Source organism: Roseobacter sinensis (assembly GCF_025755255.1).
In the GTDB taxonomy this organism is placed as follows: Bacteria; Pseudomonadota; Alphaproteobacteria; order Rhodobacterales; family Rhodobacteraceae; genus Roseobacter; species Roseobacter sinensis.
Map to the genome: position 1 here is coordinate 1 of NZ_JALIEB010000025.1, position 16,951 is coordinate 16,951.

The window sequence follows — 16,951 nt, forward strand, 5'->3', positions numbered from 1 at the left end:
ATGGGCCAACCGAGCGAATAGACTTTGGCAAGGGACATGAACACTCTGCCAATACCTGTGCGCCAAAAACAGTCGATATCGGTGAAAACCCATCCCACAACATCTCGTGTTTGCGCCCGTTTTACCGCCGCGTCCGGTGACCGCGGCGATCATTGGGGGGCCTATATCCGGTCGTCAGGCAGGTGCCAGTTTCGCGAGGCGTTTGAGGTTCTGGGCGGTTTCGGCGAGGAGGAATTCTTCTTTTGCTCCTGACAGGCCTCGGAGCCGGAGGCGCTTCAGGCCGAGATGTCGTTTCAGGTCGGCGCTGACGTCAGACACGGCAGGGGCGCCTGCACCGGCGCGCAGACGGCGCTTTGCCCGATGGTTCTCGAAGAGGCGGGCAAATCATGGAGTATTCTGCGGCATGGCCGCCTGCGGCAGGAGATACCAGTGCGACGCAGGCGGAGGCGTGCGTGTGCGCACCGGGCAATTGTAGGTCTCGGACAGGTTTTCGTCTGTCAGCACTTGGTCCGGGGCACCTGCGGCGACGATCTGTCCCGCGCGCATCAACACGATCTGATCGGCGAACATGGCTGAGAGGTTCAGGTCGTGCATCACCGCGACCACCCCGCCTCCGGCCTCTGCGTAGCGCTTCGCGATGCCCATGACCTCCAGCTGATGACCGATGTCGAGGCTCGAGACCGGTTCATCCAGGAGCAGCCAGCGCGGCTGCCCGTAAACCAAAGGGTCCCAGACCTGGCAAAGCACCCGCGCCAATTGAACCCGCTGCTGTTCACCGCCCGACAGCGCCTGGTAGAACCGGTCGGCAGAATCGGCCAGCCCCACGCGCGCCAGCGCGCGATACGGTCGGTCCGGATCGTCGGAGATGCTCTGCCCCAGCCCCAGACGCACGACTTCTATGGCCTGGAAGGGGAAGGACATCGGCGTTGCCTGCGGCAAGACTGCGCGGAGACTGGCAAGTCGCCAGGCCGGCGTGCTCGCAAGCGCGTGACCGGCGATCACCACCTCGCCAGCGCAGGGCACCTCGCCGGTCAGGGCCTTCAGCAGGCTCGACTTGCCCGATCCGTTCGGGCCGACAATCGCCGTCAACACGCCGGGCTGCGCCGCGAAGTCCACCCCCTCCAACACGGGCGTGCGCCCATAGCTGAGAGTGATGTTGCGCGCGGTGATCATGCTAGAGGTCCACCACGCTGCGCCGACGCAGAAGGATCCACAAGAAGAACGGCGCGCCAAGCACCGCCGTGACAATCCCAATGGGCAGCTCGGCGGGCGCCACGATCAGGCGCGAGACAATGTCAGCGCCCAGCAGCAGGCTTGCGCCCAGCAGGGCGGAATTGATCAGCAGCCCGTGGTGATCCGGTCCGGTGGCAAGGCGCAGCAGATGCGGCACGACGATTCCGATAAAGCCGATCCCACCCGAGACGGCGACAGCGGCCCCGGTCGCCGCGCTGACCGCGAGGATAGCGATGTTCTTGGTGCGCTGCACGTCGATCCCGATGTGATGGGCCGCCGCCTCACCGAGGGCAAGGCCATTCAGCCCACGCGCCAGGGTCGTTGCCAGCAGTGTGGCGAGAAGGATCACCGGGCCGGCAATCAAGACCTTGGGCCAGGCACTGCCGGCAAGAGAACCCAGCTGCCAGAACGTCAGCTCGCGCAGCTGCATGTCATCCGCGTGAAAGATCAGCAGGCCAGAGAGCGCGCCGGTCAGTGCGGCCAGCGCAATGCCCGCAAGCAGCATGGTTGCAACGGATGTGCGGCCCGAGCGGGTCGCGACGGCATAGAGCAGCATCATCGACGCCCAGGCGCCCGTAAAGGCCATCACGGGCAGCAGCGCATCCCCAACGTACGCCGCCAGGCCAAAAGGCAAGGACCCGGCCGCGACAATGGCCATGAGCGCGCCGAGACCGGCGCCGGCGCTCACGCCCAGAAGTCCCGGGTCAGCCAGAGGATTGCGAAAGAGCCCCTGCATCACGGCGCCCGAGACCGCCAGGGCCGCACCGACGCAGGCGCCCAGCAGCGTGCGGGGTGCGCGGATGTCCCACAGGATGACCGCCTCGGCGGCCGAGACACCTTGGCCTGTGAGAAGGGCCCAGACGGCGCGCCAAAGCGATGTGCCCGAGGCACCAACAGCAAGGCTGGTAAGGCAGACGGCGAGCAACGCAAGCGCAAGGAGCCCATGCAGCTGTCGCGCCCTCTGGCGCCGATCTGCCGGAACGGCGAGGCTCGGACCCACGAACGCCATCCGCTCAGCCCGCAGGGTAAAGCGCGTCATGCAGGGTGCGGACGGCCTCTGCCGTGCGCGGGCCGAAGCCAAGCAACAAAAGGCCGTTCATCCGCACCACCGCACCCGCCTGCGCGGCAGGTGTCGTGCGCAGCGCGGGCATCGCAAAGAGCTCGGCATCGGTGCTGGCGTGATCGCCGGCGCGATCCATCATCAGGATCACATCCGGAGCTGCCGTGGCGATGGCCTCGGCCGTCACGGCCTTGTAGCCGTCGAATGTATCAATCGCGTTGTCGCCACCGGCCAGGGCGATGATGGCGTCAGCGGAGGTCTCCGCACCCGAGGCCATGAGCCGTCCGCCTTCTGTGCTGAGCAGGAACAGCACCCGCGGGCGGGGCTGATCGGAGGCGGCGATGCTGTCGGTCGTGGCCTGCACCTCGGCCAAGACCCTCTCGGCGAGCGCCGACGCCTTCTGCGGCACGCCAAGTGCTGCGCCAACCGCGTTGATCTTCTCGGCGATCTGCTCGGCCGTGCGCGCCTGGGGCATCTCGACAAAGGGGATTTGAGCAGATTTGAGAAGATCCACCGCATCCGGCGGCCCTGCCCCCTCTTCCGAGAGGATCAGATCGGGCTGGATGCTGAGCACGCCCTCGGGCGAGAGCGCGCGGATGTACCCCACGTCGGGCAGGTCCTCCGCCGCGGCAGGAAAGCTCGATGTGGTATCGCGTCCGACAAGGCGGTGCTCTTCGCCCAGAGCGAAGACGATCTCGGTCACCGATCCACCGAGAGAGACAACCCGGTTGGCCTGACCGTTCGCCTGCGCAGGCGACATGGCCAACCCCAAGGCGAGAAGGATCAGCACGGCGCGCAAGACCTGCCCTGCCAATGCGGTCCCGGGATCACCGCGGTACGATCTTCGGGTCATTCTGCAGTCTCCACTGTCAGTGTTGGCAGGTCCTCGACGATCTCGCGCCAGGCCGGGCGGCTGTCGCGCCCTTCCTTGCCCAGCCCGAAGATCTGAAAGATCAGCGAACCGTGCGCATCGAACGCCTCGACCGAGAGCGCAGGGCCCCGCTGGGTCGGCTTTTCAACGGCCCAGACCTCCGCGATATGATCGCCGCGCAAATGCAGGTTGAAGCCCGGATCCAGCACATTCTGCCAAGGCCCCATCGTCTTGAGCCTGTGGATCGGGCCGGTATGGATCTGGATGCAGCCGCGATTGCCGACAAAAAGCATGATGTCGATCTGCCGGTCACGCACCGCTTCGAGCATCCGGTCAACGGCCGAGGGGTGCAGGGCACGCACGAAGGGCGCGCCCGCAATCCGATAGGCGCCCAGCCGGTTCATCTTGAGCTTCGAGGTCAGCCGCAGGAATTGATGCGTGTCGGTCAACCGCCGCCACTCCTTGCGCAGCACGTCGCGCTTGCGCATGTCTGACTTCGGCGCTTCGGGTGGTTGTCGCTGCGCCACCTGTAACAGTGTTTCCTGTTCCGGCAGGGCGATCTGGGCCTTAGCCGAGGCCCAGGCCTCAGCCGCGCCAGCGTCCCTCAGAAAAATCTTGTGGACCGCGTCGCCGGCCGCATCGAAGACCCGGAAGCTGCGGCGCAGGCCAGTGTCAGTCTCCTCCTCGACCATGAAGGCATGTCTCCAGTGGCTCGGGAAGATCCGCAGGTCGATGTCGTCGGTCAGGACCATCGCGGCATGGGCGCCGGGGTGGTAATTCTCATAGACCCCGATCTTTTCATGCACACAGGAGGCGTTGCGCGTCAGCGCCATGGTTTCGCCGAAGGTTGCGGCTGCCTGCATGATCCCGTCGGGATGCGCAGCGGCCGCAGTGGCGCCCTGGCCGATGTGGGCGGCCACCAGTTGTGCTTCGGCAATGCCCAGCTGATCGGCAAGATCGCGGTCGCGGAGTTGGGGCTGGGCAGCGCGCGCTGCTCGAATGTCGTCTGGGGTGAGGTCTGTCATCACTGCGCACCATTTTGTCAGGGGATCAAAACTGGCTGGGTGCGCTGGTCCACCTGGCTCGTGACGGTCATCTCTATTCTTGACGCTTTTAGTCAGTTTAAGCTAAGGTTGCAAGAGGCAAGCATGACGCTTGACCCAATACACAGACATCCACCGCGGCCAGCCCTTCGCAAGCTCAGGTACACGCCAGCTTCGAGGGCCTTCCATGTCACCTTATTCGTCGCGCCGCCTGCTGCGCATAACAACAGCACTGCTGATTGCCGCACCCGGGACTGCGCTTTCACAATCCGCCCCCCTGAGCGAAGATGACCTCTATCTCGGGACGATCGTGCTGGGCGAAAGCAAACGCGAGGTTGCGACCGAGACCGCCATACCGACCACCACGATCGACGCAACCGAGATCAAGGACAGACAGGCGGGCACCATTGCCGAGCTGATCGATTCCGTCCCCGGCGTGACGCTGGTCAACGGGGCGACAGCGGCCGGATCCGGCATCAACATTCGCGGCTACGGCGCCAACGGCACCTTTGGGACGGATCAGAAAGTGCTCATCCAGGTGGACGGCGCCACGAAAGGCAGCGAGGAGCTCTACCGGATCGGGACGCAGCTCTATACCGATCCGTTCCTCTTCCGCGAGGTCGAGGTGATCCGCGGCACGATCGGATCGTTCGAATACGGCTCGGGCGTCTTCGGCGGTGTGGTTCGTCTCGAGACGATCAACGCCTCGGATATTCTCGGCGACCGGCTCGGGTTTGGCGGGCGTCAGACCTTCGAGTTTTCCTCGAATGGAGACGGTCTCACCAGCTCCACCATCCTCGGCTGGCAGCCTGATGAGAACCTTGAGCTGCTGTTCAATTACACCCGCCGCACGCTGGGTGTTCGCAGCGATGGCGACGGCAATGACATCAACCCGGCTGCCGGAGATCTGGACGACCCCTCCTACCTCTTCAAGGGGCGCTACACCTTCGGCGCGGATCGCGCGCATTCTCTGACCTTCAGCTACTCCAACACCGAGCAGGAGCAGTTCGACGTGCCTTACGACACCTTCGGGCTGGCCAATTTCGGCAACGTCGACCGTTTCATAGAGAATGAGGTCGCCAGTCTGCGATACAATTACAACCCGGTTGGCAACGATCTGATCAATCTCGATGTCGAGTTGACCTACTCGGACGAACTCGTGGAAAGCCAGGCCATCGACCGCAGTTTGCCGATCTTCACCTTGAACCTCCTCGATGCCGACAACCGCTATCAGACTACAACGCTGCGGATCCGCAACACGGCGCTGTTCGAGACGGGGCCGGTCCAGCACACCCTGCGCACAGGGGCCGAATACATCCTGCGCGAGCGCCAGGATGCCTCGGCAGGGGCCGCACCCGGAGGCGAGAAAGAAGTCTTCGCGCTTTACGCGGTCAACGACATGCAGATCGGCGGGGCCTGGACGATCACGCCCGCCCTGCGCTTCGAAACCCAGACGATCACCGAGGACCCCGTCAACGGCGTGGCGGAGTTCGGGGACGATGCGCTGATGGGCGGGCTGTCGGTCAGATACGCCTTCGACAACGGCATCGCGCTCTTCGGCTCCGCGGCCTATACCGTCAACCTGCCGATTGTGGACGATATCAGCAGCGATCTGATCTTTCAGTCGGAACGCGCCACGACCTATGAGGCCGGGATATCCTACGAGGCGCTGGACGTCTTCGACGCGGGTGACACGCTTGCGGTCAAACTGAATTACTACACTCAGACCTCAGACAGCGTGACCACGCTGCGGGCCATGGGCAATCCGCTTGAGTCGGTGGATCAGGTGGACCGGGACGGGTTCGAACTGGAAGCCTCCTATGCGCGGCAGAGCGGGCTCTACATCGATCTCAACGCGCATATCTCGGAGGGGGACGAGACATTGCTGAACGGGACCGTGCAGGACTACCGCTTCAATCCGGCGGACTCGCTGCGCCTGACACTCGGGCAACGGCTGGGGGACCAATGGGATCTCAGCTACGAGCTGGTGGCGCAGCGCCGCTACGACGAAGGTACCGATATCTCGCCGGGGTTCGGGGTCAGCAATCTGCGCGCGACCTATATCCCGCAGCGTGGCCTTTGGGAGGGAACCGAGATCAGGTTCGGCATCGAGAACGTCTTCGACAAGCTCTACCAGCCGCGGCTGTCCACCCGAAATGCGACGGGGCGGAACTTCATTCTCACCCTTGCCGCGACCTTCTGAACCTTGATCGCCGCGTTCAAAGCGCCAAATCACTGGAAAGCCAGCACATGGAGGCCCTTATGTTTATCGCCATGAACCGTTTCACCGTCCGGCCGGAGAATGCAGATGCGTTCGAAGCGCTGTGGCTGGGACGGGACAGCCATCTCAAGGGCATGGACGGGTTTGTCGAGTTTCACATGCTGAAGGGGCCGGAAACGGATGGCGCGATCCTCTATGCCTCCCACACCGTCTGGGCCACGGAAGAGGCGTTTCGCAACTGGACCCGCAGCACCGCCTTCCGCGACGCCCACAAGAATGCCGGATCGACCGCCAAGCTGCACGAGGGCGCCCCTGTGTTCGAGGGGTTTTCGACGATCCAGCACATTGTTTGAATGACGTCGCGGTTTGAGTCCGCCGCCGTGGCGGGGTAGAAATCGCGTCAGGCTCCAGCAATTGCCGCAGGGCATCGCCAGGGTGTTTCACCGTTTGTTGAACGCACACTAGGGGATGCAAATGCACCGTCTACTCACGCCACTTCTCGCAAGTCTCTTGCCACTCGCCCCGCTTGCGGTGGCAGAGACCGACCGGCACATCGGCATCGAGCTCAACGCAACCGCGACCGATCTACAGAGCTGTACCTTGACCTTCGTGGTGCAGAACGGACTGGCGGAGCGCATCGAGGAGCTGGTTGTCGAAACCGTGCTCTTCGCCAAAGACGGCGCAGTGGATCGGCTGACACTGTTCAACTTCGGCGAGGTACCGGCCGGGCGGCCGCGCGTGCGGCAGTTCCTGGTCGACGGCGCGGCCTGTGACGAACTGGGGCAGATCCTCTTCAACGGAACCGAGCGCTGCGCCGGCGCAACGCTGACCCGTGAGATCTGCGACACTGCCCTGCGCACATCGAGCCGCACGACCATCGAGGTGCTTCACTGATGCTGGACCTGTCGACTTGGATCGCGCCGGTCCGCGCTCTTGTGGACACTGGGGGGCCGGTGGTCCTGCTCTTGCTGGTCATCTCCGTGCTGACGTTGGCAGTGATCCTCTACAAGCTCTGGCAGTTCGCCCGGGCCGGCGTCGGACGGCATCGCCAGCTGGCGGAGGCGATGGACGCCTGGGACGCCGACGATCCCGCGGCGGCGCAGGAGGCACTGCACCGGTCGTCCAGCTATCTCGCGCCACTCATTGTCCAAGCGCTGGCATCCCGACACAGCCGCACGCGGGCGACCGCCGAAGCCGAGGGCGCATTCGCACGGCTCGAAAACGGTTTGCGCTGGCTTGACACCGTGGCGCAACTGGCGCCGCTGCTTGGGCTCTTCGGCACGGTGCTTGGCATGATCGACGCCTTTCGCGCGCTTCAGGACGCGGGCAGCCAGGTCGATCCGTCGGTTCTGGCCGGAGGGATCTGGGTTGCGCTGCTCACCACCGCCGCGGGGCTCAGCGTTGCCATGCCCGCCGCATTGGCGCTCAGCTGGTTCGACGGGCGCATGGCGCGCGAGCGCCTGCTGGCCCAGAGGATGATCGAGGCGCTGGGGCCGGCTGTCTCACAGGCGCGGGTCACCGAACCGTCCGTTCAGGGTGCATCCCATGCGTGACACGGCCCGGATGCGCCGCCGGCTGTCGATGACATCGCTCATCGACGTGATCTTCCTTCTGCTGCTCTTCTTCATGCTCTCCTCGACCTTCACACGCTTTGCGGAGGTCGAGATCCTGGCCGGTCAACAGGCCGGCCGACGGACGCAAGACGTCCCTCCGATGTTCCTGCAGCTTTCACCCGACGGGCTGACGGTGAACGGCGCGCCGCACCGGTTGGACGATCTTCAGACCAGCGCCCTGGCCCGGGCGACCTCCGGCACGCTGGTGCTGCTGAGCTTGCGCGGTGCGGTCGATGCGCAGCGGCTGACGGACGCCCTGATCGCTCTGCGCCGGTTTCCGGGCCTTTCACTCACCGTTCTGGGGCGCTGAGCCATGCGCGCCCGCCGCCAGACGCGCGAACCGACGATTGCGCTGATCAACATCGTCTTCCTGATGCTGGTGTTTTTCATGGTGGCGGGAACCCTTGCTGCACCTACCGAGACGCCGGTGAGCCTCGTTCGGACGGCCGAGCTTGAAGGCCTGGCGCCGCCCGATGTGCTGGTGATCCACGCGGATGGGGAAATGCAATATGGCAGGGACACCGTGAGCGACCTTGAAGCGTTCTACGAGGGCCTGCCCAATGCCGCGCGGTCACAGATCCGCCTGATGCCCGACCGCGCGGCCCCCGCGCATGAGCTCATCGGGGTTGCGGGGCAGCTCAGATCGCTCGGCGCAGACCGGGTCTTGATCGTCACCGAACAGGCTCTGCCATGACCTGGCGGCGCGCAGCGGCGAAACTCGCCGCCCTCGCCAGCGCCGCGGCGCTTCACCTGGCGGTTCTGCAGCCGTGGCAATCGCCCCAGCAGGCCATGACAGAGGCCGGGTCAGGCGCGGCGGTGGCCAGCCTGGGCACGAGTTTCGCCGATATGGCCGCCGGAACGCAGCACCCCCGCCCACCACAAGAAGAGCTGACGGCAGATCACGCCGCGCAGCCCCTGGACCCAATCGTCGCGGAAGAAGCCCAAACCGGGTCCGCCAGATCGGCCGTGCCGTCCGCCACACCAAACGTTGAGGAGACGCCTGCCCCACCAGTGACCAGAGAAGCTCGCGTTTCAAGCGAGGCCCTCTCGCGCTCGCCCGCCGCATCCCGACTGACCACCTCCCTGCGCCCGCAACCTCGCCCAGATCGTCGGCCTGCGCCGGCAGAGTCGGCGGCCGAACCGCAGCCGAGCGACAGTCGGAGCGGGCGCGATACGCAAGATGCGGTGCGCGGTGTGGCCACGGCGCGCACCGCTGATCCGTCGAACGCGCAAGGTCAGTCCACGACGACGCCCGCGGCCCTCGGCACAGCAGCCGCCACCAACTACCCCGGCGTCGTCATGCGCCACATCGCCCGTCAGCGGCGGCCCGCTCTCGATATCCGCGGAACCGTCGTGATCGATTTCACGATTGGATCGGACGGAGGGCTGGCGACCGCGCAGGTTGCGCGGAGCTCGGGTTCATCTCGATTGGACAGGGCCGCCCTACAGATCTTGCAGCGTGCGGCCCCGTTTCCGCCACCGCCCGAAGGCGCGCGGCGCCGCCATTCCGTCGGGATTGAAGGCCGCGGCTGATCGGGGGGCCACAGGGCGACCGGCATTGTTGGCACGAACATGGCGCGCGCAGAGGGACCGGCACCGCCTCAAGCCGACCCGAAAACGGACCGGTTGCGCCCGGCCTATCAAAAACGCCACTGCTGTGGCAGTCTTCCGGCAGATGGCGATGGGAGGGCAAGATGGGACTACGAACAACGCAAGGCCGCGGGCGCACCTACGACAGCATTCTTGACACGGTCGGTGATACGCCTGCGATCCGGATCAACAGGATCGCGCCCGATCACGTCACGGTCTACGTCAAATTCGAGGCCTTCAACCCGGCGGGATCGGTCAAGGACCGGCTCGCCCTCAACATCATCGAAAGTGCGGAGCGCGAGGGCCGCCTGCAACCGGGCCAGACCGTTGTCGAAGCGACCTCGGGCAACACCGGCATCGGGCTGGCGATGGTCTGCGCGGCCAAGGGCTATCCGCTGGTGATCACGATGGCTGACAGCTTCTCGGTCGAGCGCCGCCGGCTGATGCGCTTTCTGGGCGCGAAGGTGGTTCTGACGCCGCGGGCCCTGAAGGGCTTCGGGATGTACACCAAGGCCAAGGAGCTCGCCGAGCAGAACGGCTGGTTTCTCGCCAGCCAGTTCGAGACGTCGGACAATGCGGATATGCACGAGGCGACGACGGCGCGCGAGATCCTCGGCGATTTCGATGGCAGCCGCCTCGACTACTGGATCACGGGTTACGGGACAGGCGGCACCGTCTCGGGCGTCGGGCGCGTCCTTAGGAAAGAGCGCCCGGAGACCAAGATCATCCTCACCGAACCGGCGAATGCCGCGCTGATCGCCTCGGGCTATGTGAATACGCGCAATGCCGATCATCAGCCCACCGAAAGCCACCCGCACTTCGAGCCGCACCCGATCCAGGGCTGGACCCCGGACTTCATCCCTTGGGTGCTGCAGGAAGCCATGGACAAGTCGTACTTCGATCAGCTCATCCCGATCCTGGGCGCGGAGGGCATTGAATGGTCGCGACGGCTCGCCACGGGTGAAGGGATTTTCACGGGAATTTCGGGCGGATCGACCTTTGCGGTCGCCATGCGCCTGGCGGAGGACGCGCCGGATGGATCCGTCATGCTGGTGATGCTGCCCGACACAGGCGAACGGTATCTCTCCACGCCGCTCTTCGAGGGCATCGAAGAGCATATGACCGACGAGGAGCAGGCAATATCGCTGTCGACACCCGCGGCGCAGATGCCGGACGAGTGACCGTAGGCGCGACACGCGCCAGCCGCGTGCGGGCCAAGGCTCGCACACTCTGCGCGGTTCCTGCGCCAATCTCCTCGGCGTCTCGGTCGCCGCCACGTTACCTCTGAGGCGCGCGTAGCGCCGGTGTCAGACATGCCGCACAAATGAACTTTGGCGCACTCGGCATCGGAGATTTGTCGCCTAAAGCTCATTTTGAGCATGTACAACGCGCGCATTTCTATCAAAATTTGCAACCATATGGCGATATCGGCGACGACTCGGGCCGATACCGCATCAACCAACAATCAACAGGGAGATAAAAAATGGCCAAGACAGGTGTCCTTTGCACAACGGCACTTCTTACACTCGCGCTGATCCAGCCCGCCTGGGCACAGGAGACGCACCCTGTGACCGGCGAGCCTCTGGCCGCTGATCAGACCTTCAAGTACCGGATGCTCGACCAGTTTCCGTCGATTGATCCGCAGCTGATCGAGGAAACCGTGGGCGGCCACCTGGCCCGCCAGCTCTTCGAAGGTCTTTTGACGCAGAACGCCGATGGCACGCTGCGCCCCGGTGTCGCCGAAGAGTGGTCCTCCGAGGACAACCAGACCTGGACCTTCAAGCTGCGCGAGGATGCGCGCTGGTCCAACGGTGATCCGGTGACCGCGCAGGACTTCGTCTTTGCCTGGCAGCGCGCCGCCGATCCGGCTACCGCCTCCGAATACGCCTGGTATGTGGAATTGAGCCAGATCACCAATGCCGCCTCTGTCATCGCGGGTGAGGCCGACCCCTCGGAGTTGGGCGTGCGCGCCGTTGACGATCAAACACTGGAGGTCACGCTGGCCCAGCCCCTGCCCTATTTCCCGCAGATGACGGTGCATTACACCTTCATGCCCACGCATCAACCCACGGTGGAGGCGCATGGTGCGGCCTGGACCAACCCGGCCAACATCGTGTCGAACGGCGCCTATGTGCTGGAAGACATGGCCACGAACGAATTCATCCGGCTGGCGCAGAACCCGGAGTACTGGGGCGCGGATGACGTGATCATCACCGAGATCACCGGCTATGTGATCAACGATGCCAATCAGGCGCTGACCCGCTTTCAGGCGGGCGAGTTCGACATGATGGACGACCTGCCGGCGGGCAGCTATCCGCGACTGGAGGCGGAAATGCCCGATGTGGCGCATTCCGTGCCGCGGCTCTGTTCCTATTACTACACCGTCAACCATACCGAGAGCGGTCATGAGGCCTTGCAGGATGTCCGAGTGCGCACCGCGCTGAGCTACATGATCAACCGCGACGTGATCACCGATCAGGTGCTGCAGGCCGGCCAGGCGCCGGCCTACAGCTTCACCCATTGGGCCACGGCGGATTTCGAACTGCCCGAGATCGACTATTCGCTCTGGAGCCAGGAGCAGCGTATGGAAAAGGCCATGGCTCTGATGCAGGAAGCGGGCTACGGGCCGGACAATCCCATTGAGCTGGACCTGATCTACAACACCTCCGAAAACCACAAGCAGATCGCCACGGTCATCAGTCAGATGTGGCGCCCCCTGGGCGTGACGACCAAGCTGAGCAACTTCGAATGGCAGTCCTATCTGGAGATCCGGGGCAACCAGAACTTCGACATCGCGCGCTCGGCTTGGTGCGGAGATTACAATGAAGCCTCGACCTTCCTTGATCTGCTGACGACCCGGAATGCCAATAATGATGGCAAGTATTCCAACGAAAAAGTCGACCAGCTGATGTTGGACAGTGTCACGATGTCTGATCCGCAGCCCATCTATTCCGAGGTCGAGAAGATCCTCGCCGAGGATATGGCGATCCTGCCGATCTATCACTACACACAGAACTTCGTGCTGGACCCGACGATCCGCAACTGGCCCACCCAGAATGTGGAGAACAACTGGTACGTGCGCGACATCTACCGCGTCGCCGCTGACTAAGGCGCAGCGGAGCGGGTGACCCCTCCCGCTCCGCCGTGACGCGACCCCCATGTTCGTCTATATCCTCAAGCGCCTGCTGGTTGCGATCCCGGTTCTTTTGATCCTGATCGTTTTCACCTTCGTGCTGATGTACGCCGCCCCCGGCAGCCCCTTTGCCAGCGAACGCGGCGTCCCACCCGCGGTGCTCGCCAACCTCCAGGCGCAATACGGGCTGGACCAGCCGTTTCATGTGCAGATCTGGCGGTATCTTGTCGCGCTCCTGACCGAGTTCGACTTCGGGCCGTCCTTCATTTATCGCGACCAGGATGTGAACAGCCTGATTGCACAGGGCTTCCCGGTGACACTCACCTACGGGTTCTGGAGCTTTGTGGTCGCGGTGCTGGTGGGTGGTGCGCTTGGCATCCTGGCCGCCGTACGGCACAACACTTGGCTCGACTATCTGGCGGTGGGTGTCTCGATCGGTGCGCAGGTCCTGCCGAACTTCGTGCTGGCGCCCATCCTCGTGCTGACCTTCACACTCTGGCTCGGCTGGTTGCCAGGCGGCGGCTGGCAGGGCGGACAATGGCAGTTCGTGGTGCTGCCGGTGATTGCGCTCTCCACCAGTTTCATGGCCTCCATTGCACGGATCTCGCGCGCGTCGATGCTCGAAGTGCTGACCTCGAACTACATCCGCACCGCCCGCGCCAAGGGCCTGCCGATGCGACACGTGATCTTCCGCCATGCCCTGAAACCCGCACTGCTGCCCGTCATCTCGTACCTGGGCCCGGCGTTTGTGGGCATGATCACCGGCTCGGTGGTGATCGACATCTATTTCTCGACCGGCGGCATCGGGCAGTTCTTCGTCGCCTCCGCGCTCAACCGCGACTACGGCGTGATGATGGGCATCACCATCTTGCTGGGCGCGCTCACCATCTTCTTCAACCTTCTGGTCGACGTGCTTTATGCCTGGATCGACCCGAAGATCAGGTATTAGGCCCATGTTTGCCACAAAATCCATCGCTGACGATCTGGCCGGCAGCCCGACGATCAAGGGCCGCTCGCTTTGGGCCGATGCCCGTGCGCGCTTCTTTCGCAACCGCGCGGCGGTGGCAGGGCTGATCGTTCTGCTTGCCGTGGGAACCTTTGCAATCGTGGGTCCCTTTATCGCGCCCTGGAACAATGAGGACATCGACTGGACCGTGCTTGGCAATGTGGCAGACGGCGGGCGACCCTCATTCGAGACCGGGCACTGGTTCGGGACGGACGCGCTGGGGCGCGATCTCTTTGCCCGCACCGTACAAGGCACCCAGATCTCGCTGCTCGTGGGCATCGTCGGCGCGCTCATCTCGGTGGTCGTAGGCACGCTCTACGGCGCGATTGCGGGATACTTCGGCGGCCGGATCGACAACGTGATGATGCGCATCGTCGATATCCTGATGTCGATTCCTTACATGTTCGTGCTGATCCTGCTGCTGGTGGTCTTCGGGCGTTCGCTGCTGATGCTCTTCGTGGGTATTGGCCTGATCAGCTGGCTCGATATGGCGCGGATTGCCCGCGGGCAGACGCTGACGCTGAAGGGCAAGGCCTTCATCGAGGCCGCCCGCGCCACCGGCGTGCGGCCCTTCACCATCATCCTGCGTCACATCATCCCCAACTTGCTGGGCGTGGTGATCGTCTATGCCACGCTCCTGGTGCCGTCGATGATCATCTACGAAAGCTTCATCAGCTTCCTGGGCCTCGGCGTGCAGGAACCGCTGACCAGCTGGGGCGCGCTCATCAACGATGGCGCGGCAGAGATGACAAACGGCACCCTCTGGATGCTGGCCTGGCCGCTTTTCTTCTTCGTCATCACGCTCTTCGGCTTCTTCTTTGTGGGCGACGGGCTGCGTGACGCCCTCGATCCAAAGGATCGGTAATGATTCCTATTCCAAAGGATCGGTAATGATTCCTATTCCAAAGGATCGGTAATGATATTTGTTCCGAAGGACCGCTAAGCCATGCCCTTGTTGGAGATCACCGACCTCACCGTCAGCTTCGACACGCCCGATGGCGTGGTGAAGGCCGTGAATGGCATGACCCTTTCGCTCGACGCGCGCGAGAGCCTCGCCATCGTCGGTGAGAGCGGCTCGGGCAAGACGCAGCTGGCCTTTGCGATCCTCGGCCTGCTGGCGAAAAACGGACGGGCGGCGGGTTCGGTCCGCTTTGAGGGGCAGGAGATTCTCAACCTGCCGGAGACCGCTCTGAACAAGGTGCGCGCCAACGAGATCGCGATGATCTTTCAGGATCCGATGACATCGCTCAACCCGTACCTCACGGTGGGCGACCAGATGGCTGAGGTGCTGATCCTGCACAAGGGCGTCTCGAAACGCGATGCGCTCGACGACAGCGCCAAGATGCTTGATGCCGTGCGGATCCCCGACGCGCGGGCGCGGCTCAGCATGTATCCGCATGAGTTCTCGGGCGGCATGCGGCAGAGGATCATGGCCGCAATGGCGCTGCTCTGCCGCCCCAAGCTGCTGATCGCCGATGAACCGACCACGGCGCTCGACGTGACGGTGCAGAACCAGATCATGGAGTTGATGGCGGACATTCAGCGGGAGTTCGGCACGGCGCTCATTCTCATCACCCATGACCTGGCGATCGTGGCCGGGTCGTGCCTGCGAACGCTGGTGATGTACGGCGGGCGGGTGATGGAGACGGGCCCGACCGACGCGCTTTTCGAGGCACCCTCGCACCCCTATACGCGCGGGCTCCTGAATGCCGTGCCTCGCCTCGACATCCCGCAGGACAAGCTGCTCACCATCCCCGGCGATCCGCCCGACCTGACCGACCTGCCCGCGGGCTGCCCGTTCAGTCCGCGCTGCCCCGTCAGCCATGAGCCCTGCGCAACTGTTATGCCGCGACTTGAGAGCTTTGACAGTGCGCGCCTTCGCGCCTGTCACGCCTCCCGGGAGGCGGTCGCATGAGTGCGCCGTTGCTGGAGGTTCGGGACCTGAGCGTGACCTTCAAGGTCGCTCAACAGGGTGCATGGCCATGGAGCGCGCCGCGGCTGCTGCAGGCGGTCAAAGACGCCAGCCTGGTTTTGGAGCCGGGGCAAACCCTCGGGTTGGTGGGCGAAAGCGGCTCGGGCAAGTCGTCGCTGGCGCGCGCGATTGTCGGCACGGTGCCCGCGAGCAATGGGCAGGTGCTGTGGCGCGGCGAGGATGTGGTCGGGATGGGCGCAGCGCGACACCGCACGCATGGGCGCCATGTTCAGATGGTGTTTCAGGACCCGCTCGACGCACTCAACCCCCGCATGACGGTCGGTCAGATCGTGGCCGAACCCCTGCGCACCCACTTCCCCGATCTGTCGAAAGCAGAGATCCGGACCAGGGTCGGCGCGATGATGGAGCGGGTGGGCCTGCTGCCAGCGCTCGTGAACCGCTACCCGCACGAGTTCTCGGGCGGCCAGTGCCAGCGCATCGGGATTGCCCGCGCCCTGATCACCGAGCCGGAGCTTGTGGTCTGTGACGAACCGGTGAGCGCGCTGGACGTCTCGGTGCAGGCACAGGTCGTGAACCTGTTGCAGGACCTGCAGCGCGACATGGGCCTCGCGCTGCTGTTCATCGCGCATGATCTCAGCGTCGTGCGGCATATCTCGCACCGCATCGCCGTGATGTATCTGGGCCGGATCGTCGAGGCGGCTGACGCGTCTGACCTGATCGCAAAGCCCCGCCACCCCTACACGAAGGCGCTGATCGCCTCGGTGCCGATCCCTTCTCCGAAAGCGGAGCGCAGCCGCCACCGGCCCGTCCTGAAGGGCGAATTGCCGTCCCCCATAGCGCCGCCCTCAGGCTGTGTGTTCCGGACGCGGTGCCCAATCGCCCAGCCCAGCTGCGCGGAACAGATCCCCGCGGTCGAGCGCATCGGCGCCGACCATCTCGTCGCCTGCCCCTTCGCAGATCTTGCGGTGACCTAGCGGTCGCGCTGTCCCAGGCGGGGCAGGTTGCGGGGGTCAAAAAACCCAATGATCACAGTCGCCTGCGAGAGAGCCGCCGCCCCGGCCCTGTGGATGTTTCGTCTCGCCGCGCCTGGCCCCTTTGTCACTGCCGGGACATTAACGACCATCGGGTAGACCAGCCTCGCGCTACTTTGAATCCACGTGGCTGTTCTACTCTGGCTGCCGTGGGATGAACCAAAGCGGCGCGACTTAGCCCCGAAGCAAAACTCGGCCGGTCAAAACCCTCAATCGC

18 protein-coding genes are annotated in these 16,951 nt (G+C 64.3%); 13 read left to right on the forward strand and 5 right to left on the reverse strand.

Annotated elements, in window-relative coordinates; translation table 11 throughout:
• Positions 1 to 174 precede the first annotated feature (174 nt).
• Genes MUB52_RS21490 through MUB52_RS21510 form a run of 5 tightly spaced genes read right to left on the reverse strand, consistent with a single transcriptional unit; the run spans position 175 to position 4,189 of the window.
• The gene (locus MUB52_RS21490; protein WP_318527455.1) at positions 175 to 345 is read right to left on the reverse strand and encodes a transposase; all 171 of its coding nucleotides are present in this window, start codon (positions 343 to 345) and stop codon (positions 175 to 177) included.
• A 39-nt stretch (positions 346 to 384) separates the two neighbouring features.
• Positions 385 to 1,173, reverse strand: a complete 789-nt coding sequence (locus MUB52_RS21495) for a heme ABC transporter ATP-binding protein (RefSeq protein ID WP_263846210.1) — start codon at positions 1,171 to 1,173, stop codon at positions 385 to 387.
• 1 nt (position 1,174) lies between these two features.
• Complete coding sequence (locus MUB52_RS21500; protein ID WP_263846237.1) at positions 1,175 to 2,242, reverse strand: FecCD family ABC transporter permease; 1,068 nt, start codon at positions 2,240 to 2,242, stop codon at positions 1,175 to 1,177.
• Positions 2,243 to 2,246: 4 nt separating this feature from the next.
• Positions 2,247 to 3,146, reverse strand: a complete 900-nt coding sequence (locus MUB52_RS21505) for a heme/hemin ABC transporter substrate-binding protein (protein ID WP_263846211.1) — start codon at positions 3,144 to 3,146, stop codon at positions 2,247 to 2,249.
• Positions 3,143 to 4,189 (reverse strand): hemin-degrading factor, encoded by a 1,047-nt coding sequence (locus tag MUB52_RS21510; RefSeq protein ID WP_263846212.1) that lies wholly within the window; start codon positions 4,187 to 4,189, stop codon positions 3,143 to 3,145. The genes MUB52_RS21505 and MUB52_RS21510 overlap by 4 nt, the downstream gene beginning before the upstream one ends.
• 205 nt (positions 4,190 to 4,394) lie before the next feature.
• Between MUB52_RS21510 and MUB52_RS21515 the strand changes: the two genes are divergently transcribed.
• The 13 genes from MUB52_RS21515 (at position 4,395) to MUB52_RS21575 (ending at position 16,677) form a co-directional block, all read left to right on the forward strand.
• Positions 4,395 to 6,410 (forward strand): TonB-dependent receptor domain-containing protein, encoded by a 2,016-nt coding sequence (locus MUB52_RS21515; RefSeq protein ID WP_263846213.1) that lies wholly within the window; start codon positions 4,395 to 4,397, stop codon positions 6,408 to 6,410.
• Positions 6,411 to 6,469: 59 nt separating this feature from the next.
• Positions 6,470 to 6,781: an antibiotic biosynthesis monooxygenase family protein gene (locus MUB52_RS21520; RefSeq protein WP_263846214.1), complete on the forward strand. Its 312-nt coding sequence runs from the start codon at positions 6,470 to 6,472 to the stop codon at positions 6,779 to 6,781.
• A 121-nt stretch (positions 6,782 to 6,902) separates the two neighbouring features.
• On the forward strand, positions 6,903 to 7,322 hold the full coding sequence (locus MUB52_RS21525) for a hypothetical protein (RefSeq protein WP_263846215.1): 420 nt from the start codon (positions 6,903 to 6,905) through the stop codon (positions 7,320 to 7,322).
• Positions 7,322 to 7,981: a MotA/TolQ/ExbB proton channel family protein gene (locus tag MUB52_RS21530; RefSeq protein WP_263846216.1), complete on the forward strand. Its 660-nt coding sequence runs from the start codon at positions 7,322 to 7,324 to the stop codon at positions 7,979 to 7,981. The genes MUB52_RS21525 and MUB52_RS21530 overlap by 1 nt, the downstream gene beginning before the upstream one ends.
• Positions 7,974 to 8,351 carry a biopolymer transporter ExbD gene (locus MUB52_RS21535; protein ID WP_263846217.1) on the forward strand — a complete coding sequence of 126 codons (378 nt, stop codon included), beginning with the start codon at positions 7,974 to 7,976 and terminating at the stop codon, positions 8,349 to 8,351. The genes MUB52_RS21530 and MUB52_RS21535 overlap by 8 nt, the downstream gene beginning before the upstream one ends.
• A gap of 3 nt (positions 8,352 to 8,354) precedes the next feature.
• A complete protein-coding gene (locus tag MUB52_RS21540) occupies positions 8,355 to 8,735 on the forward strand; it encodes an ExbD/TolR family protein (RefSeq protein ID WP_263846218.1) in 381 nt (126 codons plus the stop codon).
• Positions 8,732 to 9,574: an energy transducer TonB family protein gene (locus MUB52_RS21545; RefSeq protein ID WP_263846219.1), complete on the forward strand. Its 843-nt coding sequence runs from the start codon at positions 8,732 to 8,734 to the stop codon at positions 9,572 to 9,574. The genes MUB52_RS21540 and MUB52_RS21545 overlap by 4 nt, the downstream gene beginning before the upstream one ends.
• Before the next feature lie 161 nt (positions 9,575 to 9,735).
• Positions 9,736 to 10,812, forward strand: coding sequence for a PLP-dependent cysteine synthase family protein (locus tag MUB52_RS21550; protein ID WP_263846220.1), 1,077 nt, complete (start codon positions 9,736 to 9,738; stop codon positions 10,810 to 10,812).
• 302 nt (positions 10,813 to 11,114) lie between these two features.
• Positions 11,115 to 12,740: a peptide ABC transporter substrate-binding protein gene (locus MUB52_RS21555; protein WP_263846221.1), complete on the forward strand. Its 1,626-nt coding sequence runs from the start codon at positions 11,115 to 11,117 to the stop codon at positions 12,738 to 12,740.
• Positions 12,741 to 12,789: 49 nt separating this feature from the next.
• Entirely contained in the window at positions 12,790 to 13,713 is a 924-nt protein-coding gene (oppB, locus tag MUB52_RS21560; RefSeq protein ID WP_263846222.1) for an oligopeptide ABC transporter permease OppB, read from the forward strand.
• Positions 13,714 to 13,717: 4 nt separating this feature from the next.
• Positions 13,718 to 14,635, forward strand: a complete 918-nt coding sequence (locus tag MUB52_RS21565) for an ABC transporter permease subunit (protein ID WP_263846223.1) — start codon at positions 13,718 to 13,720, stop codon at positions 14,633 to 14,635.
• Positions 14,636 to 14,716: 81 nt separating this feature from the next.
• Entirely contained in the window at positions 14,717 to 15,685 is a 969-nt protein-coding gene (locus MUB52_RS21570) for an oligopeptide/dipeptide ABC transporter ATP-binding protein (protein WP_263846224.1), read from the forward strand.
• A complete protein-coding gene (locus tag MUB52_RS21575; protein WP_263846225.1) occupies positions 15,682 to 16,677 on the forward strand; it encodes an oligopeptide/dipeptide ABC transporter ATP-binding protein in 996 nt (331 codons plus the stop codon). Before MUB52_RS21570 ends, MUB52_RS21575 begins: the two co-directional genes overlap by 4 nt.
• The last annotated feature ends 274 nt before the right edge of the window (positions 16,678 to 16,951 follow it).

Excerpts from the sequence above, each read along its gene's own strand:
- MUB52_RS21535 (WP_263846217.1), top strand. The coding sequence starts at position 7,974 with ATGCGTGACACGGCCCGGATGCGCCGCCGGCTGTCGATGACATCGCTC.
- MUB52_RS21515 (WP_263846213.1), top strand. The coding sequence starts at position 4,395 with ATGTCACCTTATTCGTCGCGCCGCCTGCTGCGCATAACAACAGCACTG.
- MUB52_RS21520 (WP_263846214.1), top strand. The coding sequence starts at position 6,470 with ATGTTTATCGCCATGAACCGTTTCACCGTCCGGCCGGAGAATGCAGAT.
- MUB52_RS21565 (WP_263846223.1), top strand. The coding sequence starts at position 13,718 with ATGTTTGCCACAAAATCCATCGCTGACGATCTGGCCGGCAGCCCGACG.
- MUB52_RS21555 (WP_263846221.1), top strand. The coding sequence starts at position 11,115 with ATGGCCAAGACAGGTGTCCTTTGCACAACGGCACTTCTTACACTCGCG.
- MUB52_RS21550 (WP_263846220.1), top strand. The coding sequence starts at position 9,736 with ATGGGACTACGAACAACGCAAGGCCGCGGGCGCACCTACGACAGCATT.
- MUB52_RS21505 (WP_263846211.1), bottom strand. The coding sequence starts at position 3,146 with ATGACCCGAAGATCGTACCGCGGTGATCCCGGGACCGCATTGGCAGGG.
- MUB52_RS21495 (WP_263846210.1), bottom strand. The coding sequence starts at position 1,173 with ATGATCACCGCGCGCAACATCACTCTCAGCTATGGGCGCACGCCCGTG.
- MUB52_RS21570 (WP_263846224.1), top strand. The coding sequence starts at position 14,717 with ATGCCCTTGTTGGAGATCACCGACCTCACCGTCAGCTTCGACACGCCC.
- oppB (WP_263846222.1), top strand. The coding sequence starts at position 12,790 with ATGTTCGTCTATATCCTCAAGCGCCTGCTGGTTGCGATCCCGGTTCTT.
- MUB52_RS21525 (WP_263846215.1), top strand. The coding sequence starts at position 6,903 with ATGCACCGTCTACTCACGCCACTTCTCGCAAGTCTCTTGCCACTCGCC.
- MUB52_RS21510 (WP_263846212.1), bottom strand. The coding sequence starts at position 4,189 with ATGACAGACCTCACCCCAGACGACATTCGAGCAGCGCGCGCTGCCCAG.
- MUB52_RS21545 (WP_263846219.1), top strand. The coding sequence starts at position 8,732 with ATGACCTGGCGGCGCGCAGCGGCGAAACTCGCCGCCCTCGCCAGCGCC.
- MUB52_RS21530 (WP_263846216.1), top strand. The coding sequence starts at position 7,322 with ATGCTGGACCTGTCGACTTGGATCGCGCCGGTCCGCGCTCTTGTGGAC.
- MUB52_RS21540 (WP_263846218.1), top strand. The coding sequence starts at position 8,355 with ATGCGCGCCCGCCGCCAGACGCGCGAACCGACGATTGCGCTGATCAAC.
- MUB52_RS21500 (WP_263846237.1), bottom strand. The coding sequence starts at position 2,242 with ATGGCGTTCGTGGGTCCGAGCCTCGCCGTTCCGGCAGATCGGCGCCAG.
- MUB52_RS21575 (WP_263846225.1), top strand. The coding sequence starts at position 15,682 with ATGAGTGCGCCGTTGCTGGAGGTTCGGGACCTGAGCGTGACCTTCAAG.